We start from the raw sequence: 22,892 nt of genomic DNA, 5'->3' as shown, positions 1-22,892 counted from the left end.
GGCCGCAACGCTCATTGCGCGGTGAGCGCCACGCGGCCTTCGCTCACGCCCAGCGCGGCGTCGGCGCGCAGCCGCTGCAACACCGCCTCGGCGTCCTGCCGCGTGGCGAACTGGTTGATGCGCACCTCGTGTCGCCCGTCTCTGGCGAAGGTCTGAGCCGGGTAGCCGGCGCTCTGCAGGCGGGTGCGCAGCGCGGCGGCCGGGGCCGCGCTGTTGAACGTGGCCGCCACGGTGCGCCAGCGTCCTCCCTGAAGCAGCACGCCGCTGCCTGGCTGCATTTCAGCCTGGTCGATGAATTTGGCCAGTTGGGCCGGCGTGGCCTGGTCGACCGGCTTTTCAGGCTCGCCGGTGAACACCACCCAGAACGCGCCGGGCTTGTCGAGCCCGATGCCCGGCTTGGCGTCGCGCATCACCTCGACCTTGCCCTCGAACACGCACACCGCGTCGTGGGCGGCGTCAGACATGGTCCAGAAATCGGTGCCCCGGATGCCCACCGTGGCCGTGGCCAGCTCGACATTGAGTTCGCGCTTGTTGCCCAGCGCCTTGCTGGTGTAGTCGGTGGCGTACCGGAACACGCCGCTGACGAGCTTGAAGGCGCTCTTCTGCTCACTGGGCTCGGCGGCGCTGTCGCGGCGGGTGTCCAGGGACTGGATCTGGAATTCGGTCTGCTCGCCCAGCTTGATGGTGCTGCGGTCATCCATGCGCAGCAGCATGCGCGAGCCGTTGGCGGTGATGGCCTTGTCGTTGGCGCGCAACTGGGCGCCGGGCTCGGCGGGGCGCCGCTGGCCGTTGCGCTCCACCCAGGCGGGCAACTGAACGGCTTCCACCACGGTGGCGCTGGGGGCGGCGTGCGCCATGGGGCTGATGGCCGAGGTAAAGCCGCCGAGGGCCAGCGCAGCGCACAGCAGGGCGCGGCGCTGACGACCCAGGGGGTGCCAGGAGGAAGAGGTGTGCATCACGGGGATTCTGTCCTTCAACGACGTTCGAAGAATGGCCTGTGGTCAGGCGCTTGGTATGAGAGGTACGCGAGTATCGGTGCGCTGGATGTGCCCCAGGCAGGTGCCAGCCGCCAAACGGTGACTTCGTGCACGCTCGGTGGTCGGGGAAGGGGCATTTCGCTCCCGGGTTGACAACGCCCGCCCGCCTGCGCTTCACTGTGCGCAGGCGGCGGCGTGCGGCTGGCGGCCTCAATTTCTTCATGAGGTGTGCGATGGATCGACGCGAATTCGTGGAAGCCTGTGCCCTGGGTGGCGGCTCGTTGGCGGCGACGCTGGCGGGCAACACCTGGGCGGCCGACGCCAGGCCCCGGTCCTATGGCCGGGTGCTGCTGCTGGACGAGCGCGGCACACCGCTCAAGGTCGCCAGCCTGAAGCCCCAGACCAACTACGTCTTCCACTACCCCTTTGAAGCCACCCCGGTCTTTCTGCTCGACCTGGGCAAACCGGCGGCGGCGACCCAACTGCAGACCCGGGACAGGCAGAGCTACCAGTGGCCCGGGGGCATCGGCCCGCGACGCAGCCTGGTCGCGTTCTCGGCCATCTGCGCACACAAGCTGGTGTACCCGACCAAGGAGCTGAGCTTCATCAGCTTTCGCAAGGGCGCGGCCACGAACCCACAGACCCCCAGCAAGGGCAATGACCTGATCCACTGCTGTGCCGATCACAGCCAGTACGACCCAGCACGCGGTGCGCAGGTGCTCAATGGTCCGGCCGAGCAACCCCTGTGCGCGGTGCTCATCGAGCACGATGAGAAGAGCGACTCGCTCACGGCCACCGGTACGCTGGGTGGCGAACTGTTTGACGATTTCTTCAGGAAATACGAGATGAAGCTCAGCCTGGAGATGGGACCGAACGCGAAGCAGGCCGTGTCGCGGCAGGCCACGGTGCTCGAACTGGAGCGCTACTGCCGCAATCCTGTGCGGTGCTGAGACTTACAGGCGTGCCAGCCGCGCGAGGGCCTCGCGCAGGGTGTCGTCCTTTTTCGCGAAGCAGAAGCGCACGACGCGCTGGTCGAACCCATCGCCATAGAAGGCCGAGAGCGGGATGGCCGCCACGCCGATCTCTTTCGTGAGCCATTGGCAGAAGTCACTCTCGGGCAGGTCGCGCTCGGGCACGGCCAGGGCCGAGATGTCCACGCACTGGAAGTAGGTGCCCTCGCCCGGCAGCAGGCGAAAGCGCGTGGCGGCCAGGCCGTCCCGGAATAGGTCGCGCTTGCGTTGGTAGAACGCGGCGAGCTCCAGGTAGGGCGCGGGGTTGCCCATGTAGGAGGCCAGCGCGTGCTGCACCGGGGTGTTCACCGTGAACACATTGAACTGGTGCACCTTGCGGAACTCCGCCGTGAGCGAGGCAGGGGCGACCACCGTGCCGACCTTCCAGCCGGTGACGTGGTAAGTCTTGCCAAAACTGCTGACGATGAAGGCGCGCGCGGCCAGGCCGGGAAAACGCGCCGCGCTCTGGTGCGCCTGACCGTCGAACACCATGTGCTCGTACACCTCGTCGCTGATCAGCAGCACGTCGGTGGGGGCCAGCAGCTCCTGCAGGCGCAGCATGTCCGCCTCGCTCCAGACCATGCCGCTGGGGTTGTGCGGGCTGTTGATGATGATGGCGCGCGTGCGCGGCGTGATGGCTTCGGCGATGCGGTCGAAATCGGGTCGGAAGGTGCCGGGCGTGAGCGCCACGCGCACCGCGACGCCGCCGGCCAGCTCGATGTTCGGTACGTAGCTGTCGTAGCAGGGTTCGAGCACGATCACTTCGTCGCCCGGTTGCACCACGGCCAGGATGGCCGTCAATATGGCCTGGGTGGCGCCCGCCGTCACGGTGATGTCGGTGTTCGGGTCGCAGGCCAGGCCGTAGAGGGCCTGCATCTTGGCGGCCATGGCCTGGCGCAAGGCCAGTGCGCCCGGCATCGGCGGGTACTGGTTGAGTCCGGCCTGCATGGCCTGCGTGACGGCTTGCACCAGGGCCGGGTCGCAGTCGAAATCGGGAAAGCCCTGGCCCAGGTTCACCGCGCCGTGCTCGGCGGCCAGCGAGGACATCACGGTGAAGATGGTGGTGCCCACCTTGGGCAGGCGTGAGGCGAGGGCGGGGGTGCGGGGCGGCAGGGAACTCATCGGGTCACAGCTCATAGTCGTCCGGCGTGCCGCTCATGGCGCGCAGGATCAGGTCGCGCGAAAGGCGGTCGCTCAGCAGTTCGGCAAAGCGCAGCACGAAGTGGCGCAGGTAGGTGCCGCGTTTGAAGGCCACGCGCGCGAGGTTGTGGCCGAAGAGTTGGGCGGCGGGGCGGGCCACCAGGTCGGGCGTCTGGTTTTCGCCCTGCATGGCCATCTCGGCCACGATGCCCACCCCCATGCCCAGCTTCACATAGGTCTTGATCACGTCCGAGTCGATCGCCTCGAGCACGATGTTGGGCTGCAGGTGGCGCAGCGCAAAAGCCTGGTCGATGCGGGTGCGACCGGTGAAGCTGGGGTGGTAGGTCACCAGCGGTACCTGGGCCAGGTCGTCGAGCGTGATGCGCTCGCGCTCCAGCAGGGGGTGGTCGAACGGCAGCACCAGCACGTGCTGCCACTCGTAGCAGGGCAGGGTGACCAGCTCGGGGTAGTTCACCAGCGACTCGGTAGCCATGCCAATCTCCGCCACTTCTTCCATCAGCATCTTGGCCACTTGGTCGGGCGAGCCCTGGTGCAAGCTGATGCCGACCTTGGGATAGGCCTGGCGCAGCGCAGCCACCGGCCCAGGCAGCACATAGCGAGCCTGGGTGTGGGTGGTGGCGATGGAAAGCGTGCCGCTGTCCTGGGCCGAATACTGCTCGCCGATGCGCTTGAGGTTGTTCACCTCGCGCAGGATGATGTCGATGCTTTTAAGCACCTGCTGGCCCGGCTCGGTCACCCGCTTGATGCGCTTGCCGTGGCGCGCAAAGATCTCGATGCCGAGCTCGTCTTCCAGCTCGATGATGGCCTTGGAGACCCCCGGCTGCGATGTGTGCAGGGCCTTGGCGGCCTCGGTGAGGTTCAGGTTGCGGCGCACCGCTTCCTGCACGAAACGGAACTGGTGCAGGTTCATGCGGCGGTCTCCAGCGCGATTTGGGCGAGCAGGGCGGTCAGGCGGGGATCTTCGCCGGCTGCGGGCAATTGTTCGAATGTCACGGCGGGGTGGGTGGCGGCCAGCTGTGCCATCAGCACCGGCAGGTCTTCACGGGCGTGCTTGCCCATGCCGAAGAAGAGGGGCAGCACGCGAACGCGCGTGACGCCCTGGGCCACCAGCTCGCGAGCCGCGGTGGCGATGTCGGGCTCGCTCAATTCGAGGTAGGCGCACGACACCACGGCCGAGGGATCGCGGTGCAGGATCTGCTGCGCCACCGACTCGACCGGCTGGCGCCACAGCGGGTCGCGCGACCCGTGGGCGAAAACGATCACACCAAGCATGGCCGCTACCTCCGAAGCACCAGCCACCCGAAGGCGCCGAGCGAGAAAACGGAGTAGATCAAGGCCGGCGAGGCCGCGGCCAGCCAGGGCTGCCACTGGTTGAGGTTGCCGATGTAGCCGAACACGTTGTTCAGCAGGAAGAAGCTGATGCCGATCATCACGCCGCCGAACACATAGCCGGTGATGCTGCCCGAGCGGAAGTGCAGGTAGGCGAAGGGCAGCGCGAGCACCACCATCACCAGGCAGCTCAAGGGATAGAACACCTTGCGCCAGAACTCGATCTCGTAGCGCTGTGCCGTCTGGCCATTCGCTTCCAGGTGTCGGATATAGCCGAACAGGTCGGCCGTGCGCATGCGCTCGGGTTTGAGCAGCGCCACCGAAACCATTTCGGCGTTGATGCCGCTGGGCCAGCGCAAGGTATCGAGCGATTCACGCTGGATGCGGCCCGAGGCCTGGCCGGCGGTGTCGAACTCGCGGCGCTGCACCTGTCGCAAGGTCCAGGAGTCGTCCACCTCGATCTGCCCCGTCTGGGCATGCAGCGTGGAGACCAGGAAACCCTGGTTGTTGAACTCGAAAATGCGCACGTTGCCCAGCTCACCCTGAGGCGACATGGAGCCCACGTTGACCGAGAAGTTGCTGTACGGCTGCTTTTCCTTGAGCCAGGCGCCCGTCTGGCCCAGGCTGATGTTCCCCTGGTAGCGCGCCTTGAGCAACTGCGCGTTCTTGTCCGAAAACGGCGCTAGGTAGTCGCCGATGGCGAAGGTCAGCACCACAAACACCGCGCCCAGGCCCAGCAGCATGCGCAGCGCCCGCCAGGGGCCCAGGCCGCTGGTGCGCAGGATGGTGTATTCCGAGCCCTGCGCCAGGCGCGCGAGCACAAAGACGGAGCCAATCAGCACGGCAATCGGCAGCAGCTCGTACACCCGGCTTGGCATCAGAAGCCCCACGTAGAGCAGGGCATGCGGCACCTCGTAGACCAAGGAAGGGTCGAGCGCCGACGGTTTGCCCAGGGCGGGCAGTTCGTCCACGAAGTCGAAGAAGAAGAACAGCGAGAGAAAGGCCACCAGCACGAAGCTCACGGCGGCGAACACCTCGCCATAGATGAGGCGGCGGATGGTTCTCATGCGCCAGCTCCGGCGGCGGCATGGCGCGCGGTGCGCCGGGCGCTGAGCCAGCCGCGCAGACTCAGGTTGTAGTGCCGCTTGAAGAACCACAGCACGGTCAGCAGGAACACGCCTCCGTGCAGGCCGACCATGTAGCCGCCCAGGCTGAAGAGGCCGCTGGCCACCCAGCTCTGGCCCAGGTTGAGCAGGTTGTAATAGAACACGAAGGCGAACAGGGTGAAAAACAGGTTGCCACCGCGCCCCGCGCGTGGGTTCCCGGTGGTGGTCGCCACGGCGATCAGGACAAAGTTCAGGGCCGTCAAGGCCATGCCGATGCGCCAGCCCAGTTCGCCAAGATTGGCGCGGGATGGGTCTCGGATCAGGTCCCAGCTGTTGCGGGCCTTGAGGGCCTCGCCGCGCTGGCTGATGGCGGAGGAGCCGATCTGGGTGCCGTACTCCTCGAATTCGCTCACCTTCAGGCTGCTCTGGTCGGCCGGGGCGTCCAGGCGCTGGCCGTTGTTGAGCATCAGGATCTGCTGCTCATTGATCCACTCGATGCGACCCGAACGCGCCGAAGTCACGGTCTCGCGTCCGTCGTTCTCGGTGCTGGAGATGAAGATGTTGCGGCCCTCGGTGCCGTCTGCCGTGTCCTTGTCGATGAAGAACACCCGCCGCCCGCTCGACGACTCCTGGAACTGCCCGGGCGCCACGCGCTCCAGATCACCCCGGCGCTCGAAGCGGTCGCGCAGCTGGTCGGTCTGCGCATTGGCCCAGGGCCAGACGAAGAACACCATCAAGGTGATGACCACGAGGATCGGCCAGGAGAAGCGCACCACCGGGCGCAGAAAGCCCCCCAGCGAGCGGCCGCTGGAGAACCAGATGATCATTTCGCTGTCGCGGTACATGCGCGAGAGCGTGAAGACGATGGCGATGAACAGCGCGAGCGTGAGGATGGTGGGCATGCGACCGATGACGGTATAGCCCAGCACCAGCGCGATCTCCTGCGGGTCGACGCTGCCTCGCGAGGCAAGGCCCAGTGTGCGGATCAGCAGCATCGTCAGGACGATGGTGAACAGCACCACCAGGGTGGCCCCGAAGCTGCGTGCCAGCTCTTTGCGGATGGAAGAATGGAATAACATCGATCGAGAACAGGAAAACACGATTATGGACTTTGAACTCAAATCCCTCTCGCCCACCCAGGCCGCCCAACTGAACGCCGACGCGCTGCTGGTGCTGGTGCCCGATGCCGCAGCCCCCCAACAGGCCGCCGGCGGCGCCCTGCAGGAGCTCGTGGCCAGCGCCACGAAACTGGGCGACCTCGAAACGGGCGTGGCCAAGCAACTGGCCTGCTACCGCCCGGTGGGCATCAAGGCCCCGCGGGTGTTGCTGGTGCGGGTGGGCGACGGTTCGGCCGCCTCCGTGCGCAAGGCCGTGGGAGCGGGTATCGGTTCGCTCAAGCAACCCGGCGTGAAAAAGCTGGGTTTGGTGCTCAGCCTGTTCGATGAGAGCGGCGATGCCGTGCGCGCCGCCGTCCAGACCTGCGCGGACGCGACCTACACCTACACCACCACCAAGCCCTCGGCCAAGGCGCGCACGGTGCAGCAGGTCGTGGTGGGCGTGGACAACGCTGCGGCTGTGCGCAGCGGCTTCGAGACCGGCCGCGCACTGGTGACGGGGGTCGAATTCGCCAAGGAATGGGCCAACCGACCCGCCAACCATGCCACGCCCAGCATGTTGGCCGAGGCGGCCCGCAAGCTGGGCCGCAAGCCCGGCTTCAAGACCGACGTGCTCGGCCCCAAACAGGTGGAAGCCCTCGGCATGGGCTCGTTCCTGGCCGTGGCCAAAGGGTCGGCCGAGCCGTTGCGCTTCATCGTCCTGCACTACAACGGTGCGGCCAAGACCAGCGCCCCCGTGGTGCTCGTGGGCAAGGGCATCACCTTCGATACCGGTGGCATTTCCATCAAGCCGGCGGCGGAGATGGACGAGATGAAGTTCGACATGGGCGGCGCGGCCAGCGTCCTGGGCACTTTCGCCGCCCTGGCCGAGCTCAGACCTGCCATCAACGTGGTGGGCCTCATCCCCAGCTGCGAGAACATGCCCGATGGCATGGCCGTCAAACCGGGAGACGTCGTCACCAGCATGAGCGGGCAGACCATCGAGATCCTCAACACCGACGCCGAGGGCCGGCTGATCCTCTGCGATGCGCTCACCTATGCCGCGCGTTTCAAGCCCCACAGCGTCATCGATATCGCGACCCTCACAGGCGCCTGCGTGATCGCACTCGGCGGGGTGCGCTCGGGCCTGTTCTCCAGCCGCGACGACCTGGCCCAGGCCCTGCAGAACGCGGGCGACACCGCGCAAGACCTGTGCTGGCGCATGCCGCTGGATGACGAGTACGCCGAAGGCCTCAAATCCAACTTTGCCGACATGGGCAACGTGGCCGGGCGCGCAGGTGGCGCCATCACCGCCGCCAAGTTCCTGCAGAAATTTGCCGCCGAGCTGCCCTGGGCGCACCTGGACATTGCGGGCACGGCGTGGAAGGGTGGCGCGGCCAAAGGCTCCACCGGCCGGCCGGTGCCCTTGCTGTTGCAATACCTGATCGACCAGGCCGCGGTCGCCGCCCCGGCGAAGGCCCCCCGCACCCGCAAGGCCTGATCCGGCCGCGCAACATGACCGAGGTGGCCTTCCATTTCAACGCACCCGACAAGCTGGGTTACGCCTGCCGCCTGCTGCGCAAGGCTTACTTGCGCGGCGCCAGGGTGCTGGTGCTGGTGGAAGAGGGGGAGCGCGCGGCACTGGACGCGGCGCTCTGGACCATGGCCCATGGCGAATTCATCCCCCACAGCGGGCCGATGGACCCGGCGCACGTGAAGGCCCGCTCGCCCATCCACCTCGCCAGCGACATCTCGGCCCCCCACGGGGCCACGGTGCTGGTGAACCTGCGCACGGACATACCCACCGGGTATGAAGGCTTTGCACGGGTCATCGAAGTGGTGACCGGCGATCAGAACGATCGGGGGCACGCGCGCGAGCGGTGGAAGCGCTACAAGGCGCAGGGCATCGAGCCCCAGCGACACGATCTACAGCTGGCGGCGCAGGATTAGATCCCCCCCTGCCCAACAGGCCCAGGCGGCATGCGCTCGCCTTATGAGGCATTCAACGGTGTGATGCGCCTTTGGGAAAACCCTCGTTCCCTTGCGCAGGCGCTGCGCGATGCGAAATCCGCTGGTTTTTTGGAGTATCTTTATGGGCGTGGAGAAAAAAAGTTCCCTCCGCATTCCAACTTCCATCCTTTTCCGAGGAAAACCATGCAACTGAACATCAAACTGGCCGTCATCGCGGCGGCTGTCGCACTTGCCGCTTGCGGCAAAAAAGAAGAGGCAGCGCCTGCTCCCGCTGCCGCTCCTGCCGCAGCCCCCGCCGCTGCAGCTCAGGTCATCAAGATCGGTCACGTTGGTCCCACCAGCGGCGCCATCGCCCACCTCGGCAAAGACAATGAGAACGGCGCTCGCATGGCGATCGAAGAGCTCAACGCCGCAGGCCTGACCATTGGTGGCAATCCGGTCAAGTTCGAACTGCTGGCGGAAGACGACGCAGCGGATCCGAAGCAGGGCACCGCCGCCGCCACCAAGCTGGTGGACGCGAAGGTCGCTGGCGTGATCGGCCACCTGAACTCCGGCACCACCATCCCGGCCTCGCAGATCTACAACGACGCTGGCATTCCCCAGATCTCCCCCTCCGCCACCAACCCCAAGTACACCCGCCAGGGTTACGCTGGCGCGTTCCGCGTGGTGGCTGACGACGTGCACCTCGGTGGCACGCTGGGCAAGTACGCCGTGGAAACGCTCAAGGCCAAGAATGTGGCCGTGATCGACGACCGCACCGCGTATGGCCAGGGTGTGGCTGACGAGTTCGAAAAGGGCGTGGCTGCCGCAGGCGGCAAGGTGGTGGGCCGTGAGTTCACCAACGACAAGGCGACCGACTTCAACGCCATCCTGACCACCCTGAAGGCCAAGAAGCCCGACGTGGTGTTCTTTGGCGGCATGGACGCCGTGGCCGGCCCGATGCTCAAGCAGATGAAGCAGCTTGGCATCAACGCCAAGTTCATGGGCGGCGACGGCATCTGCTCGACCGAGCTGCCGAAGCTGGCCGCTGACGGCCTGGCCGATGACCAGGTCTTCTGCGCTGAAGCCGGTGGTGTGGAAGGCGAGCAGAAGGAAGGCATGGACAAGTTCCGCGCCGACTTCAAGGCCAAGTTCAACGCCGACGTGCAGGTCTACGCTCCCTACGTGTACGACGCCACCAAGGTGCTCGTCAACGCCATGGTCACCGCTGGCTCGGCCGACCCCAAGGTCTACCTGCCCGCGCTCAAGGCCACGAACTACAAAGGCGTGACCGGCAACATCGCTTTCGATGAAAAGGGCGACATCAAGAACGGTGCCCTGACGCTCATGACCTACAAGGGCGGCAACCGCACCACCCTGGCCGTGATCCGCTGATCGGCCAGATCCCTTCACGGGAAGGTCTCCTCGGAGACCTTCCGTGACCCAGAAGCCACCGCTTGCGGTGGCTTTTTTCGTTTGGGCCCTGCGTGGGCGAAGTCCTACAGCCATGGGAGGACTCTGCCGACACCCTGGCGAGCGTCGAGTTTTTAGACTGACTGTGTGATCGGCTGATGGGCGCCAAGCCCGGCGCCGGTCGGCTTTTTTTTGCACAGAGCAGGAGATCCCATGGACAACATCTACGAAGCCCTCCGAGAAAGCCACGAGACGCAGCGCACCCTTTGCAGGCGCCTCGTGCGAACCAAGCCCGAGGACCCCCGTGCCCAGGAGATTTTCAAGGAGCTGCGCATCGAGCTGGCGGCCCATGCGGCGGCCGAGGAGCGTTACCTATACGCCCAGATCCTGTTTGACGACATGGGGCTTGACTCGTCGCGTCACGCCCTGCACGAGCACCACGAGATCGATGAATGCGTGGAAGCGCTGGAGGAGGCGCGCAACAAGCCAGAGGCATGGCCGGCGCTCGCGAAGAAGCTCTCTCACGAAGTGCACCACCATCTGCGGGAAGAGGAGCGCAAGTTCTTCCAGCTCTCCGGCAAGATCTTGAGCGACAGGCAGAAAGTCAGCCTGGCCTCGCAGTACCGCTCCGACCTGGACCGCATGCGCGAAGTGGTGGCCTGACCCCGAGAAGCTAAAACCCCTGGCCTGCGCGAGATGCTGCGTTGCAGCAAGATCGCAGCATGTCAGCCCCTAACCCCTCTGCGCCCAACGGCAGCGCCGCTCATCCATCCTTCCGCGCCACCGTCTGGGCCCTAGGGCTCGGCGGGTTTGCGATTGGCACCGGAGAGTTCGTCATCATGGGCTTGCTGCCTGAGGTGGCGACGGCGCTGCGCGTCAGCATTCCCCAGGCAGGCCACGTGATCAGTGCCTATGCGCTGGGCGTGGTCGTCGGGGCGCCTTTGCTGGCCGTGCTCACGGCGCATTGGCCGCGCCGCCTGCTGCTCATCGCGCTCATGCTGCTGTTCGCCCTGGGCAACCTGGCCAGCGCCGCCGCCCCGGGCTACGTGAGCCTTAACCTGCTGCGCTTCTTGGCCGGGATGCCGCATGGCACCTATTTCGGCGTGGCGTCGCTCGTGGCCGCTTCGCTGGTGCCCCCCGGACGACGGGCTCAGGCCGTGGGCCTGATGATGCTGGGCCTGACCGGCGCCACGCTCATTGGCGTGCCCGTGGCGGCGTGGCTGGGCCAGCACTGGGGCTGGCGCAGCGCCTTTGTGCTCGTGGGCGTGATCGCCTTGCTGGCCAGCGTGATGATCCACCGCGCCTTGCCCCATCTGCCTGCGCCCGAGGGGGCCAGCCCCTTGCGCGAACTCGGTGCGCTCGGCAATGCTCAGGTCTGGCTCACGCTGGGCATCGGTGCCATCGGCTTTGGTGGCATGTTCGCCGTGTTCAGCTACATCAAGCCCACGCTGATCGAGGTGACTGGTCTCTCGATCGGCGCCATACCCTTTGTGCTCGCGCTTTTCGGCGTTGGCATGATCGCCGGCAACCTCGTGGGCGCGCGACTGGCCGACAAAGCCTTGCTCCCCACCATTGGCGGCACCCTGGTGTGGTCGGCGCTGGTGCTGTTGCTCATGCTCGTGACCGCGCCCTATGCGGCCGCCGTGTCGCTCAACGTATTGCTGGTAGGCACCGTGGTGGCGCTGGCGCCGGCCTTGCAGATCCGCCTGATGGATGTGGCCGGTGAAGCGCAAGCGCTGGCCGCCGCGCTCAACCACTCCGCCTTCAACCTGGCCAACGCACTGGGCGCCTGCCGATTCAAACCGGCTCATTCCCCAGCAATTCGATGGCGATGACACCCCTTGGACAGTCCACCGCGATGTCAAGGGAAGGCTTCGGAAGTTTGCCAAAGCCAGGTGCGAAGCTTTCGGTGGTGATCCGGCGGCCATGCTAGACGCACTTCTGTCTGCGCTGCAAGTAGCCGGCCACCAAGGTGCGCGTGTCCAAGTCCAAAAGCTGCACTTCAGGCCCGTTAAAGCGGAGAGCCTGTATTGGCGGTGTGAGAACTGTGGCCGCGTTCATTTACACCGTGGGGCGGGTATCTGCACGCGGTGTTACCAGCCTTTGCCTGAGGCGGCGAGCGGCACTGCCGGTGCACTGCGCAGCGCGAACTTCCTCGGCAAGCAAATCCAGCAGTCAACTGGCGTGCGGCGGATGCGCTGTGAAGAGTTGACCGGGATGACCGTGAACCCCGCGGCGCGCCTACGGCGGTTCAAAGGCATCTTGATCGCGGACGATGACGACATTCTGCCCAGCGGGATGCCAGGCATCGAGCCGGACACGGATCTGGACCGTGATGCCCGGGTGGTTGACCTGCTGTCCGTCACCACCACCATGGAAGTGGGTGTAGATATTGGCGATCTTCGTGCGGTGTTCCAGGCCAATATGCCACCGCAGCGATTCAACTATCAGCAGCGCGTTGGCCGAGCGGGCCGGCGCGGCCATGTTTTCGTAGAACTGGCTTCTAGCCCCGTGGGCTTCGCGTTTTGGCGACCACAAATAGCCTTGCCCACGTTCTTGCATAAACGTCTGGTTGTGATTCACCCACCAATACTTCGACATGATTCCCTCCAGTGCTCATGATAGGCATATGCATGGCAGGGAGGGCAGCGGGGAGGTACCGGTGCTCCCTAGGGGAAGGAAAGCTTGCTTCAAGCGGTGGTGCACGAAAAGCTCTCAGGCGGCCTGGGCAAGGTGCTTAGCGCAGCAGTTCGTTCAGATCCCGAGTAAGTCGCGAACTCGCATGTCAAGCAACTCATAATCGGAGGGGCTAGCGTTCCCAGCCTTAGCTGTCAGGTCCCTCGCGATGCTTCCGATGGCCGCCATCTTCTCGTCCGTTTCGTCGAACTTCGGGATATTGAGGTATTCCGCCACACTGGCTCCGAGGCTGAGCTGGGCTGCATAGGCAGACACGGCCTTGGCAATGATTGGTGCATTCAAGAAGCCTGCGAGGTAGGCCGCCTCCTCCTCCGACTTCACTGGGATGAAGTAGAGCTTGTGGTCGGGGATCGCAACTTTTTCACCTGCGTAGTCGATCACGGCGCTTCCAATATAGGCAGCGGCAAACGTGTTGCCCATTTCCCTCCAAAGCACCTTGAAGGGAGCGAACGTGTAGGCGCCAGTGCTCCAAAGCGAGTAGAACGCTTGCTTCTTTTGGAATCTCTTCAGGCTGGAGCGCTGTTCCAGGTGGTTCTTGAACCGATTGAGGAACTTGAAGGTATGTGGGAATGCTGCAGGCAGATCTGGGTCGCCGTGCATACCTCGCTGGGGAACGAGGACGCGAAGCTCAGGCTCTGGCACCGCATTGAATGGCGCAACACTCCGCCCTCGCAAGAGGGGGAAGAGGTGGTCGGATTCGATATTCGCGGTGATCGTGGGGATACCCGTCGTCCTTCCAATGTCCGCTGCGTTCTGGATGGTCACCAGTCCAGGCCCCGCTTGGCCGGTTGCACGTACCCAGAAGATGCCGTTACGGTCGGTGGTAATACCCTTGCGTGCCTGATATTCAGGACTCGCACCTGCAGCAAAGACCTTTGCAAACACGGCCTGGTCCTGAACCGACCCGACAAGCCAGGGTCTGGTGCCGTCTCCGCCAGGCACGGGAACCGCAATGCCCTCGGTGCACTTGGCGTTAAGGCGGAACTGATCCGCAGAGGGATAAAACCGCTGCTTTGCTAAAGACTCTTCGCCCATGGCCCAAGTCCGGTATGTGACCGGAAAGGTGGTCAGGGCATCCCGCTGCATCATCAAGAAGGTTGGATGGTTGCTAACCCCATCGAATGGCCGGATATCTTGGTAGTCCTCGACCAGCAGGACTTTGCAGGGCAGGCTGCCATTGTCGATCGAAAACCGCCTGAATCCAGCGCTCGATTCCGTGGTGAACACCGAGCCAGGGAGGAAGAAGCCGAGACGCCCATCTTTGGCTAGATAGTGCTTGACCGCTTGGTAGGTGATTACGGTCGAGATGTCTGACTCGATGCCACCCACCCACTTGTCGGTGCTGAATACGCCGAGGCCGCGGCAGTGTTGCTGGATCGACTGGGCGTAGTCCCTGGGCAGATTGCTCCATTTCACCCATGGCGGATTTCCGCAGATGTACGATGAGCGGGGGATTGCGCCAGCGGCAAAGCGGTCCGCCAAGATTGAGCACCAGATACCGTTCCAGCCCTGGTCGTGCAGCTCCACCAGGTTGGCGATAGTCGTACTCATGATGCCGATGTCAGAAGAGTCGAGGCCCATGCCTTGAAGGTCTGCAAGGATGGCACTGCAGATCTTCTCTCCAGAGTAGTCGGCATCAATCAGCGTACGAACTTTCGAGAATACCTGGAAGAAGTCCGCGTGCGCGATCATCTTCTGCGGAACAGAGAACTCACGCGGGCCCATCTCAGTGTGCAGGATGTGGCTGTAGTTGCAGAAGAGGTCGACGGTTGCTGGGTTGATCGCATCTGCGAGGTAGACCGGCAGCCGGATTGGTTTTGACGGGTCCAAGTGCGGCGACAAGAACACGGCAAGAGAGCCCTTGGCGGCGAGGACCGCCAGAGGGTTGAGGTCGATGCCGTGCAACCCTGCGAGTAGAGACTGAGCGGTCGCACCTGTACTCGCCCTGCGGCGGCGGCGTATTGCTTCGAGCAGGAATGTGCCAGACCCGCATGTTGGATCGGTCAGCGAATCGGAGGGCTTCCACCCCAGCAAGTCCATTCCATGCTCTGCGAGCCAGTCCGGCGTATAGAACTCGCCAAGCGCATGCCTGACTTCCCTTGGAATAAACCGCTCGTAAATCCCTTTAAAGAGGTCGCGCGTTGTATCTGCGTGCTTCTTAGAGACGGTGAAGTCAACTCCGCCGAGCCGGCCGAGTAGGGCACTTAGGTGTGTCTGATAGCGGGGCCAATCCGTGTCGTCGAGGTACCAGGAGAAGAAGTCTCCGCTGAGCATGTTCAGGATGCCCGCATGCTCGAAGAGTTCGCCAGTCTCGATGGTTCGCAACCGTTGCGCGACCGGAACGTTCGGTTGCAGTACGTCCTGGCTAGCGCGCGGAAGCGCGCAAGCCGCGACCACCTTGGCAATGATGGCGATATACGTGTTCAACGCGAACAGATAAGCCGCCGGGTTCTCCTGGTACGGCTGGTCATGCGAAATCTCTTGCCGTGTGAGAAGTTTCTTCATCTGCGCGGGCTGGTATCCCACGACCTGGCTGAATAGCCGCCGCCACTCAGCGAACAGCATCTTCGTCTTCGATGTGGCGGACGAGGCTTCTGTCTTGCATATGCTGCCGTATAGCTCCGGAATCAGCGACGTGCCGTATGCCGAGTCAGGACCAACCAGAGCCTGCAGAAGCTGCGGATGAACAAGCGGCCTGCCATCATGCTCCAAGGCCGAGAGCAGACGGCCTGCTGAGAGCGCGTCGAATGCGACAACGTCCTCCCATATGGCGATAGCTCCTTCGAATCGTCCGAAAGTGATGTGACATCCGTCCCAAGCGACCAGGACGTATTCCCCTAGCGCTCTGCCTTCCTCCGCAGAAATCAGCGCCGCGTACTCTTCGGCTTGGCCGCGTGCGTGTTGCGCTTTTCTTCCGGCCTGGCCACCGAACGACTTGGGCGGCTCGTACTCAATGATGATCGCGCCGTGGGCGACATCGGCAAACTTGGTGGATTTTCCCGCGGCTTTAAGGGCTCGCTCGAGCTGGAACGGAGTCCATGGAATCGACAAGGCTCGGCAGGCTTGCTCGAGGGCGTTCTCCAGCTCATGTCGAAGCTGAGCTTCGTTCCTGGACGCCTCCGTGGCAGAAGCGGCGGCACTCACCAGCGAGGAGCAAGCGCCGCTGTTCATAGGGCTCCCCACGCGTGTCGGCAGGCAAGATCCATCAGTACTTACCGGACTTTGGTTGGTTTGGCCGGAGCCGCCACTAGGCCCGCCCCTGAGAACAGGTGCGCAAAGATCGCCTTTGCCAGTTTGGGCGGGACCGCATTGCCGATCTGCGTGAATTTGGAAGCGGTATCGCCGACGGGGGTGAACCTACTTTCAAAAGTCTGAATGCGCGCGCACTCCCGCCAAGAGAGCCGGCGCGCGTGTTCCAACTTGGGCCGTTTGGGATTCGCCTCGAGATGTTCGTACTCGCTGGAAAAATCCCAACGCTGCTTCCATCCGTCAGCAAGGTTCGACCACGTCAAGGTCATCACAGGGCTTGCGGGATGCAGCGTGATGTGCCTCCAGTTCGCTACCACGGTAAATGCCGGATCTGCCCACTTCGCCTTGCGGTTGCGCGACATGTAGTACCAGGAGAAGTTCCCTTCCACATCGGGCCGTTCATAGAACTCGCCCTCTGGCCAAAGCGGCATGTTCTTAATGGCTTCGCCGTGCGACGTATAGGGCTTCAGCGGACCAGACTTCTTGGTTTCTTTTCCGTGCGTTGGGGACGGAAACTCGAAGACCTGATTCAGGTCTTTCCTCACGCCCACGATGAAGAGGCGCTTGCGGGACTGCGGAACGCCATAGTCTTTGGCATTGAGCACGTGATGGCTGACGTTGTAGCCTTCTTTGCCGTATGCATCGAGCTGTTCTTTTAGGAACGTTCCACTGCTCAGCTGCTTCAAGCCAGAGACGTTCTCAGCCACGAAGTACTTAGGGCGGACGACGCTGATGACGCGCAGGAACTGCTTATATAGGCTGGTGCGCTCGTCCTTCTCCGGGTCCCGGTTCCCCGCCATAGAAAACGATTGGCATGGATAGCCTCCGACCACGACGTCGGCGTCGGGAAACGTGCTGATTCCGGCGATGTCCTCGTTGCGGATGTCGGCACCAGGAAAGTACTTTTCCAGCGTCTTGCACGCGTCGGCAAAGACGTCATTCGAAAAGATGACGTGCCCACCCGCTGACTCCACGCCGAAATCCATTCCCCCGCACCCCGAAAACAGGGAGAGGACCCGGATTTCATTGCCATTCTTCTCAAAAATGTTGCTCACGTTCTACTGCTTCTCTGCTTACGCGTCTTCGTCATCAGCGCTTTGCGGGAGAAGCGGCCACTTCGACTTCAAGTAGCCATCAATCGCATCTCGAACAACCCACGCTAGGGACACCTTGTTCTCTGCTGCGATCTTTTCCAGAACCTGATACTGCTCCTCCGGGAAACTAATCGACGCGCGGACAGTGCGTTCGGGCATGCCGCTATCGTGGCGTTTCGTAGGAGATTTCATAGCCTTTTCCCGCAGTTGGATAGCCCTTTTCACCAGTTTACACCACGGTGGTGAAGCCGACTGGCCGGAACGCCCTGGGACATCTTCGAAGGGCGCGCGGGCGGCTGTGTGAGCCGAAGCGGAAAGGCTCATGCAGGCGTCGATCCGGTCTCCTTCTGCATGAATGATCGTATTCGTTCCTCGGTGGCCTGAGGGTTTCGGATCTCGCATTCCCAAAGTTCAAGGACTTGCCATCCGAGATCCATGAGTGCCTGCCGGTTGCGCGCATCGCGCGTGCGATTCGCCTCGATCTTTGACGACCAGTACACGAGATTCGACTTTGACCCTGGCGCGATCTTGCATCCGTGTCCATGCCAGAAACACCCGTGAATCAAGATGGCCTTCCTGTGTTTGGGCAAAACCACGTCCGGGCGGCCGGGAAGGTCCTTGCGATGCAGGCGGAAGCGGTATCCGAGCCGGTGAAGCAACGACCTGACAGCAAGTTCGGGCTTGGTGTCGGTGCTCCGAATGCGGCTCATCAACCTAGACCTGGCCTCGGGTGTAAGGGTGTCCATGCGGACTTCCGTAGGAACCGAGATTTGAACAGGAAAGTGGTGGCCGCATCAACTTCGGCTCGCCGGCGCTCAGTATGAAGTGAGAGCTTTTTCGGTCTTGTCCCATAACGTAAGCGGTGGCGCAGGATATTTTGTACAGCTTCGGGATGGAGCGTATCGATATCACTGCCTAGCATAGAAGGCGTTTTTAGGGAGCCTGTGAAGTCCCCTCGAAAACCTGAGCCACGCGGAAGTAGAGAATTCCCCCAGCAGGAGTCTCTACGTGAAGAAATCCAGATTCAGTGAAGCGCAGATGGTCGGCATCCTCAAGGAGGTCGAGCTTGGCGCGAAGGTTGCCGAAACGTGGAGGAAGCACGGCATCAGCGAGCCGACGTACTACAAGTGGAAGAGCCAGTTCTCTGGCATGACGGTGTCGCATCTGTCCCAGCTGCGGCAACTGCAGGACGAGAACACCAACACGGTGGTATCGAGATACGACACACCATACCAACAAAAAATCCTGGATGTCAACGAACGTGTTTGGACGTTAGAAAAAAAGCCCTGCAAATCAAGGACTTGCGGGGCTTTTGAGGGGGTGTTTTGGACGTTGCTGGACGTCTTCAAACTCATAACTGGCGGAGAGGGCGGGATTCGAACCCGCGGTGGGGATTAGCCCACACACGCTTTCCAGGCGTGCGACTTAAACCACTCATCCACCTCTCCGCGAAGCCTGCGATTGTAGCAGGCGATTGGGGCTCATCCCGCCGGGCTGCCGTCCGCCGTTCTGTGCCAGGCATGTTGTTGCAGCACTTCCAGCGACACGTACTGCAGTGCCACCGCGTGCGTGCTGTCCAACACCACGGGCGGGGCCACGCCCGCTTCCAGGGCTTCCAGCCAGCGCTGCACGCAGAGGCACCAGCGGTCGCCGGGCTTGAGGCCGGCGAAGCGCCATTCGGGGCGCGGGGTGCTCAGGTCGTTGCCCTTTTCACGGGAGAACTCGAGAAACGCGGCCGTGACGCGGGCGCACACCACGTGGGTGCCATGGTCCTCGGCGTCGGTCTCGCAGCAGCCGTCGCGGTAGAAGCCGGTGAGCGGGTCGTAGGAGCAGGGCATCAGCTGACCGCCCAGCACGTTGCGCGACAAGGTCATGGTGGCTCCTCCGTGGGCGTTGCGTTGGGTCAGGCGCCGGTCTTGCCGCCCACACCGACCATCTTCATGGCCGAGGTGATGAGCGCAGAGACTTCGGTCATGTTGCTGGGCACGATGAGCGTGGTGGTGGCGTCGGCGGCCACCTTGCCGTAGGCCTCCACGGCTTTCTCGGCCACCTTGAGCTGCACGGCTTCCTGGCCGCCGGGCTGGCGGATGGCTTCGGCCACCTTGCGAATGGCCTCGGCGTTGGCCTCGGCCACCGCGAGGATGGCGGCGGCTTCACCTTGCGCGTTGTTGATCTCGGCCTGCTTTTCGCCTTCGGAGCGGGCGATGAAGGCTTCGCGCTCGCCGGTGGCGATGTTGATCTGCTCCTGGCGGCGGCCTTCGGAGGCCGCGATCAGGGCGCGCTTTTCGCGCTCGGCGGTGATCTGTGATTGCATGGCGCGCAGGATGGCCTCGGGCGGCGTGAGGTCCTTGATTTCGTAGCGCAGTACTTTCACGCCCCAGTTCAGCGCGGCTTCGTCGATGGCCGAAACCACTTGCGCGTTGATCACGTCGCGCTCTTCAAAGGTCTTGTCGAGCTCCAGCTTGCCGATGACCGAGCGCAGCGAGGTCTGTGCCAGCTGGGTCACGGCCACGATGTAGTTGGACGAGCCGTAGCTCGCGCGCATGGGGTCGGTGACCTGGAAGTACAGGATGCCGTCCACCTGCAGCTGGGTGTTGTCGCGCGTGATGCAGACCTGGCTGGGCACGTCCAGCGGAATTTCCTTGAGGCTGTGTTTGTAGGCCACCTTGTCGACGAAGGGCACCAGGAAGTTCAGACCCGGCGCCAGTGAGGAGTGGTATTTGCCCAGGCGCTCCACCACCCACGCGTTCTGCTGGGGCACGACCTTGATGGACCGTGTGATGAAGATGACGGCGATGATGAACAGGAGGATGGCAATTTCCATGGCAATGGCTTCTCAGAGTGGTTTCAGGAGGGGCGAGGGTAGCGCACGCGCGTTTCGTGTTCAGACCTTGTCGACCAGCAGGCGGTTGCCCACCAGCTCGGCCACGCGGTAGGCGCCGGGGGTGGGCGGGTTGCCCGGGCGCTGGATCACGGTCCATTGCGCGCCACGGTATTTCACGCTCGCGGTGCCGTCGGCGTGCCATTCGTCGATCTGCAGCACTTCGCCAATGTCGAGGTTCACGCTGCGCATGGCGCGCACCGAGGGGTCGCCCGCACCGCGTTTCTTGATGAAGTACCAGCCCACCACGGCCGCCGAGCCGACGACCGCCGCCGCGATGAGCTGTGCGATGGTGCCCAGGCCAGCGTGCGCCGCCAGCGCGCCGGCCGCCATGCCCACGGCAAGCATCAGCAGGTAAAAGGTGCCAGTGAACAGTTCCAGCGCGACGGCTGCGCCGGCCAGCAGCCACCATACGGTTGAGTCCGACATGAATACTCCAGTCTTCAGAATGCGAGAGGAACCCAGGCGCCGCCCCAGGGTCTAGCCAGGGCGAATGTCTGGCTTGCGCCACATTCTGCGACAAAAGGCTGGCGCGTTCCGCAGGGGGACACCCGATTTCCGTACACTTCGCGCCTGCTTTGCCACCGTTGGGGTCCCCGCCGATGGTGCCCTTCCCCCGTAGCCGGTTGAAGACGGCTGGAGAATCACATGAAATTCCGCTTTCCCATCGTCATCATCGATGAGGACTTCCGCTCGGAGAACACTTCGGGCCTGGGCATCCGTGCGCTGGCGCAGGCCATCGAGGTCGAGGGCTTCGAGGTGGTGGGGGTGACGAGCTACGGCGACATGAGCCAGTTCGCGCAGCAGCAGAGCCGGGCGAGTGCCTTCATCCTGTCGATTGACGACGAGGAGTTCAGCCATGGCGACGACATCGATCCCGTGGTGCTGAACCTGCGCAGCTTCATCGACGAGGTGCGCCGCAAGAACGCCGACGTGCCGATCTATATCTACGGCGAGACCAAGACCAGCCGGCACCTGCCCAACGACGTGTTGCGCGAGCTGCATGGTTTTATCCACATGTTCGAGGACACGCCGGAGTTCGTGGCGCGCCACATCATCCGCGAGGCCAAGAGCTATCTCGAGGGCATCCAGCCGCCGTTTTTCAAGGCATTGCTGGACTACGCGGAAGACGGCTCCTACTCCTGGCATTGCCCGGGGCACTCGGGTGGCGTGGCCTTCCTGAAGAGCCCGGTGGGCCAGATGTTCCACCAGTTCTTCGGCGAGAACATGCTGCGCGCCGACGTGTGCAACGCGGTGGAAGAGCTGGGCCAACTGCTGGATCACAACGGGGCGATCGGCGCGAGCGAGCGCAACGCGGCGCGCATTTTCAACGCCGACCACTGCTTTTTCGTCACCAACGGCACGTCCACGTCCAACAAGATGGTGTGGCACCACACGGTGGCACCGGGCGATGTGGTGGTGGTGGACCGCAACTGCCACAAGTCCATCCTGCACAGCATCATCATGACGGGGGCCATCCCCGTGTTCCTCAAGCCCACGCGCAACCATTACGGCATCATCGGCCCGATCCCGCAGAGCGAATTCGAGATCGAGGCCATCCAGGCGAAGATCCGCGCCAATCCGCTGCTGGCGGGCGTGGACGCCGAAACCGTGAAGCCGCGCGTGCTCACGCTGACGCAGTCCACCTACGACGGCGTGCTTTACAACACCGAGGCCATCAAGCAGATGCTGGACGGCTATGTGGCCAACCTGCACTTCGACGAAGCCTGGCTGCCGCACGCGGCCTTCCACCCGTTCTACGGCAATTTCCACGCCATGGGCAAGAAGCGCGCGCGGCCGATGGAGTCGGTGGTGTACGCGACGCAGTCCATCCACAAGCTGCTGGCCGGCATCAGCCAGGCCAGCCACGTTCTGGTGCAGGACTCGCAGAACGTGAAGCTGGACCGGCACCTCTTCAACGAGGCCTATCTGATGCATACCAGCACCAGCCCGCAGTACGCCATCATCGCGAGTTGCGATGTGGCGGCGGCCATGATGGAGCCGCCCGGCGGCCGTGCGCTGGTGGAAGAGAGCATCTTTGAAGCACTCGATTTCCGTCGCGCCATGCGCAAGGTGGAGGCCGAGTTTGGCGAAGACGACTGGTGGTTCAAGGTCTGGGGGCCGGACGATCTGGCCGACGAAGGCATGGGAGAGGCGGGAGACTGGGTGCTCAAGCAGAAGGACGTGTCGTTCAGCGAAAAGGATTGGCATGGCTTTGGCGACATGGCGCCCGGCTTCAACATGCTGGACCCGATCAAGGCGACCATCGTCACCCCGGGTCTGAACCTGGACGGCCGCTTCGAGGCCACCGGCATCCCGGCGTCCATCGTCACCAAGTTCCTCGCCGAGCACGGTGTGGTGGTGGAGAAGACGGGGCTGTACAGCTTCTTCATCATGTTCACCATCGGCATCACCAAAGGCCGCTGGAACACGCTTCTGACCGCTCTGCAGCAGTTCAAGGACGACTACGCGAAGAATCAGCCGATGTGGCGCATCCTGCCGGAGTTCTGCCAGAAGCACCCGCGCTACGAGCAGATGGGCCTGCGCGACCTGTGCCAGCATGTGCACGAGCTGTACGCCCGGTACGACATCGCTCGCCTGACGACCGAGATGTACCTGAGCGATCTCACGCCTGCCATGAAGCCTACCGACGCCTTCGCGCACATTGCGCAACGCACCACCGAGCGCGTGCCGATCGACGCGCTGGAAGGCCGCATCACCACCAGCCTGGTGACGCCATACCCGCCAGGCATCCCGCTGTTGATTCCGGGCGAAGTGTTCAACAAGAAGATCGTGGACTACCTGAAGTTCGCGCGCGAGTTCAACTTGCAGTGCCCGGGTTTCGAGACCGATATCCACGGCCTGGTTGAGGTGGTGGGCGACGACGGCCGCAAGAGCTATTTCGCGGACTGCGTGAAGGCCTGAGGCCTG

21 protein-coding genes, 1 tRNA gene and 1 pseudogene are annotated in these 22,892 nt (G+C 63.5%); 9 read left to right on the top strand and 14 right to left on the bottom strand.

Features of this window, described 5'->3' with window-relative positions; genetic code table 11:
• Positions 1-11 precede the first annotated feature (11 nt).
• Entirely contained in the window at positions 12-956 is a 945-nt protein-coding gene (locus KIT86_RS02360) for a FecR domain-containing protein (protein WP_297394673.1), read from the bottom strand.
• A 254-nt stretch (positions 957-1,210) separates the two neighbouring features.
• Between KIT86_RS02360 and KIT86_RS02355 the strand changes: the two genes are divergently transcribed.
• Entirely contained in the window at positions 1,211-1,927 is a 717-nt protein-coding gene (locus tag KIT86_RS02355) for a (2Fe-2S)-binding protein (RefSeq protein ID WP_297394671.1), read from the top strand.
• A 3-nt stretch (positions 1,928-1,930) separates the two neighbouring features.
• On the opposite strand, the gene KIT86_RS02350 is transcribed toward KIT86_RS02355, so the two are convergent.
• From KIT86_RS02350 to lptF, 5 genes are read right to left on the bottom strand one after another with little or no spacing between them, the layout of a single operon-like run.
• Positions 1,931-3,109, bottom strand: a complete 1,179-nt coding sequence (locus tag KIT86_RS02350; protein ID WP_297394668.1) for a pyridoxal phosphate-dependent aminotransferase — start codon at positions 3,107-3,109, stop codon at positions 1,931-1,933.
• Positions 3,110-3,113: 4 nt separating this feature from the next.
• The gene (locus KIT86_RS02345) at positions 3,114-4,058 is read right to left on the bottom strand and encodes a CysB family HTH-type transcriptional regulator (RefSeq protein WP_204734862.1); all 945 of its coding nucleotides are present in this window, start codon (positions 4,056-4,058) and stop codon (positions 3,114-3,116) included.
• A complete protein-coding gene (locus tag KIT86_RS02340; RefSeq protein WP_297394665.1) occupies positions 4,055-4,420 on the bottom strand; it encodes a CbiX/SirB N-terminal domain-containing protein in 366 nt (121 codons plus the stop codon). Before KIT86_RS02340 ends, KIT86_RS02345 begins: the two co-directional genes overlap by 4 nt.
• A gap of 5 nt (positions 4,421-4,425) precedes the next feature.
• Complete coding sequence (gene lptG, locus KIT86_RS02335) at positions 4,426-5,544, bottom strand: LPS export ABC transporter permease LptG (RefSeq protein ID WP_297394662.1); 1,119 nt, start codon at positions 5,542-5,544, stop codon at positions 4,426-4,428.
• On the bottom strand, positions 5,541-6,662 hold the full coding sequence (lptF, locus tag KIT86_RS02330) for an LPS export ABC transporter permease LptF (RefSeq protein ID WP_297394660.1): 1,122 nt from the start codon (positions 6,660-6,662) through the stop codon (positions 5,541-5,543). Before lptF ends, lptG begins: the two co-directional genes overlap by 4 nt.
• 25 nt (positions 6,663-6,687) lie before the next feature.
• Between lptF and KIT86_RS02325 the strand changes: the two genes are divergently transcribed.
• From KIT86_RS02325 to KIT86_RS25215, 6 genes and pseudogenes are all read left to right on the top strand, one after another.
• Positions 6,688-8,178 (top strand): leucyl aminopeptidase, encoded by a 1,491-nt coding sequence (locus KIT86_RS02325; protein ID WP_297394658.1) that lies wholly within the window; start codon positions 6,688-6,690, stop codon positions 8,176-8,178.
• A gap of 14 nt (positions 8,179-8,192) precedes the next feature.
• Positions 8,193-8,627: a DNA polymerase III subunit chi gene (locus KIT86_RS02320; protein WP_297394657.1), complete on the top strand. Its 435-nt coding sequence runs from the start codon at positions 8,193-8,195 to the stop codon at positions 8,625-8,627.
• Positions 8,628-8,831: 204 nt separating this feature from the next.
• Complete coding sequence (locus tag KIT86_RS02315) at positions 8,832-10,022, top strand: branched-chain amino acid ABC transporter substrate-binding protein (RefSeq protein ID WP_297394655.1); 1,191 nt, start codon at positions 8,832-8,834, stop codon at positions 10,020-10,022.
• 231 nt (positions 10,023-10,253) lie between these two features.
• Positions 10,254-10,703, top strand: a complete 450-nt coding sequence (locus tag KIT86_RS02310) for a hemerythrin domain-containing protein (protein ID WP_297394652.1) — start codon at positions 10,254-10,256, stop codon at positions 10,701-10,703.
• Positions 10,704-10,762: 59 nt separating this feature from the next.
• Positions 10,763-11,830 (top strand): annotated as a pseudogene (locus KIT86_RS02305) (MFS transporter); the annotation flags it as partial.
• The gene (locus KIT86_RS25215) at positions 11,754-12,662 is read left to right on the top strand and encodes a helicase-related protein (RefSeq protein ID WP_367185410.1); all 909 of its coding nucleotides are present in this window, start codon (positions 11,754-11,756) and stop codon (positions 12,660-12,662) included. The pseudogene KIT86_RS02305 and the gene KIT86_RS25215, both read left to right, overlap by 77 nt.
• A gap of 132 nt (positions 12,663-12,794) precedes the next feature.
• On the opposite strand, the gene KIT86_RS02295 is transcribed toward KIT86_RS25215, so the two are convergent.
• The 4 genes from KIT86_RS02295 to KIT86_RS02280 all read right to left on the bottom strand — a co-directional run bounded on the left by KIT86_RS02295 (position 12,795) and on the right by KIT86_RS02280 (position 17,826).
• Positions 12,795-15,908, bottom strand: a complete 3,114-nt coding sequence (locus tag KIT86_RS02295) for an N-6 DNA methylase (RefSeq protein WP_297394646.1) — start codon at positions 15,906-15,908, stop codon at positions 12,795-12,797.
• Positions 15,909-15,949: 41 nt separating this feature from the next.
• The gene (locus KIT86_RS02290) at positions 15,950-17,041 is read right to left on the bottom strand and encodes a DNA cytosine methyltransferase (protein WP_297394644.1); all 1,092 of its coding nucleotides are present in this window, start codon (positions 17,039-17,041) and stop codon (positions 15,950-15,952) included.
• An 18-nt stretch (positions 17,042-17,059) separates the two neighbouring features.
• Positions 17,060-17,239 (bottom strand): ribbon-helix-helix protein, CopG family, encoded by a 180-nt coding sequence (locus KIT86_RS02285; protein ID WP_297394642.1) that lies wholly within the window; start codon positions 17,237-17,239, stop codon positions 17,060-17,062.
• A gap of 161 nt (positions 17,240-17,400) precedes the next feature.
• Positions 17,401-17,826, bottom strand: a complete 426-nt coding sequence (locus KIT86_RS02280) for a very short patch repair endonuclease (RefSeq protein ID WP_297394641.1) — start codon at positions 17,824-17,826, stop codon at positions 17,401-17,403.
• A gap of 262 nt (positions 17,827-18,088) precedes the next feature.
• On the opposite strand from KIT86_RS02280, the gene KIT86_RS02275 reads away from it, so the two are divergent.
• On the top strand, positions 18,089-18,478 hold the full coding sequence (locus KIT86_RS02275; RefSeq protein ID WP_297394639.1) for a transposase: 390 nt from the start codon (positions 18,089-18,091) through the stop codon (positions 18,476-18,478).
• Here KIT86_RS02275 and KIT86_RS02270 read toward each other — a convergent pair.
• The 4 genes from KIT86_RS02270 to KIT86_RS02255 all read right to left on the bottom strand — a co-directional run bounded on the left by KIT86_RS02270 (position 18,439) and on the right by KIT86_RS02255 (position 20,390).
• Positions 18,439-18,528, bottom strand: a tRNA-Ser gene (locus tag KIT86_RS02270). The genes KIT86_RS02275 and KIT86_RS02270 overlap by 40 nt on opposite strands.
• Positions 18,529-18,561: 33 nt before the next feature.
• Positions 18,562-18,954 (bottom strand): DUF2237 domain-containing protein, encoded by a 393-nt coding sequence (locus KIT86_RS02265; protein ID WP_297394638.1) that lies wholly within the window; start codon positions 18,952-18,954, stop codon positions 18,562-18,564.
• Positions 18,955-18,983: 29 nt separating this feature from the next.
• Positions 18,984-19,904 carry a stomatin-like protein gene (locus tag KIT86_RS02260; RefSeq protein WP_297394637.1) on the bottom strand — a complete coding sequence of 307 codons (921 nt, stop codon included), beginning with the start codon at positions 19,902-19,904 and terminating at the stop codon, positions 18,984-18,986.
• 60 nt (positions 19,905-19,964) lie between these two features.
• The gene (locus KIT86_RS02255; protein ID WP_297394635.1) at positions 19,965-20,390 is read right to left on the bottom strand and encodes an NfeD family protein; all 426 of its coding nucleotides are present in this window, start codon (positions 20,388-20,390) and stop codon (positions 19,965-19,967) included.
• 219 nt (positions 20,391-20,609) lie between these two features.
• On the opposite strand from KIT86_RS02255, the gene KIT86_RS02250 reads away from it, so the two are divergent.
• Entirely contained in the window at positions 20,610-22,886 is a 2,277-nt protein-coding gene (locus KIT86_RS02250) for an arginine/lysine/ornithine decarboxylase (protein ID WP_297394634.1), read from the top strand.
• Positions 22,887-22,892 lie beyond the last annotated feature (6 nt).

Source organism: Hydrogenophaga sp., from assembly GCF_026125825.1.
GTDB lineage: Bacteria > Pseudomonadota > Gammaproteobacteria > Burkholderiales > Burkholderiaceae_C > Hydrogenophaga.
This window is presented reverse-complemented; position numbering and strand designations above follow the sequence as displayed.

Coding starts and splice junctions, on each gene's coding strand:
- KIT86_RS02320 (WP_297394657.1), top strand. CDS start 8,193: ATGACCGAGGTGGCCTTCCATTTCAACGCACCCGACAAGCTGGGTTAC.
- KIT86_RS02285 (WP_297394642.1), bottom strand. CDS start 17,239: ATGCCCGAACGCACTGTCCGCGCGTCGATTAGTTTCCCGGAGGAGCAG.
- KIT86_RS02295 (WP_297394646.1), bottom strand. CDS start 15,908: ATGAACAGCGGCGCTTGCTCCTCGCTGGTGAGTGCCGCCGCTTCTGCC.
- lptF (WP_297394660.1), bottom strand. CDS start 6,662: ATGTTATTCCATTCTTCCATCCGCAAAGAGCTGGCACGCAGCTTCGGG.
- KIT86_RS02255 (WP_297394635.1), bottom strand. CDS start 20,390: ATGTCGGACTCAACCGTATGGTGGCTGCTGGCCGGCGCAGCCGTCGCG.
- KIT86_RS02345 (WP_204734862.1), bottom strand. CDS start 4,058: ATGAACCTGCACCAGTTCCGTTTCGTGCAGGAAGCGGTGCGCCGCAAC.
- KIT86_RS02315 (WP_297394655.1), top strand. CDS start 8,832: ATGCAACTGAACATCAAACTGGCCGTCATCGCGGCGGCTGTCGCACTT.
- KIT86_RS02280 (WP_297394641.1), bottom strand. CDS start 17,826: ATGGACACCCTTACACCCGAGGCCAGGTCTAGGTTGATGAGCCGCATT.
- KIT86_RS02265 (WP_297394638.1), bottom strand. CDS start 18,954: ATGACCTTGTCGCGCAACGTGCTGGGCGGTCAGCTGATGCCCTGCTCC.
- KIT86_RS02350 (WP_297394668.1), bottom strand. CDS start 3,109: ATGAGTTCCCTGCCGCCCCGCACCCCCGCCCTCGCCTCACGCCTGCCC.
- KIT86_RS02355 (WP_297394671.1), top strand. CDS start 1,211: ATGGATCGACGCGAATTCGTGGAAGCCTGTGCCCTGGGTGGCGGCTCG.
- KIT86_RS02260 (WP_297394637.1), bottom strand. CDS start 19,904: ATGGAAATTGCCATCCTCCTGTTCATCATCGCCGTCATCTTCATCACA.
- KIT86_RS25215 (WP_367185410.1), top strand. CDS start 11,754: ATGTGGCCGGTGAAGCGCAAGCGCTGGCCGCCGCGCTCAACCACTCCG.
- KIT86_RS02250 (WP_297394634.1), top strand. CDS start 20,610: ATGAAATTCCGCTTTCCCATCGTCATCATCGATGAGGACTTCCGCTCG.
- KIT86_RS02360 (WP_297394673.1), bottom strand. CDS start 956: ATGCACACCTCTTCCTCCTGGCACCCCCTGGGTCGTCAGCGCCGCGCC.
- KIT86_RS02340 (WP_297394665.1), bottom strand. CDS start 4,420: ATGCTTGGTGTGATCGTTTTCGCCCACGGGTCGCGCGACCCGCTGTGG.
- KIT86_RS02325 (WP_297394658.1), top strand. CDS start 6,688: ATGGACTTTGAACTCAAATCCCTCTCGCCCACCCAGGCCGCCCAACTG.
- KIT86_RS02310 (WP_297394652.1), top strand. CDS start 10,254: ATGGACAACATCTACGAAGCCCTCCGAGAAAGCCACGAGACGCAGCGC.
- lptG (WP_297394662.1), bottom strand. CDS start 5,544: ATGAGAACCATCCGCCGCCTCATCTATGGCGAGGTGTTCGCCGCCGTG.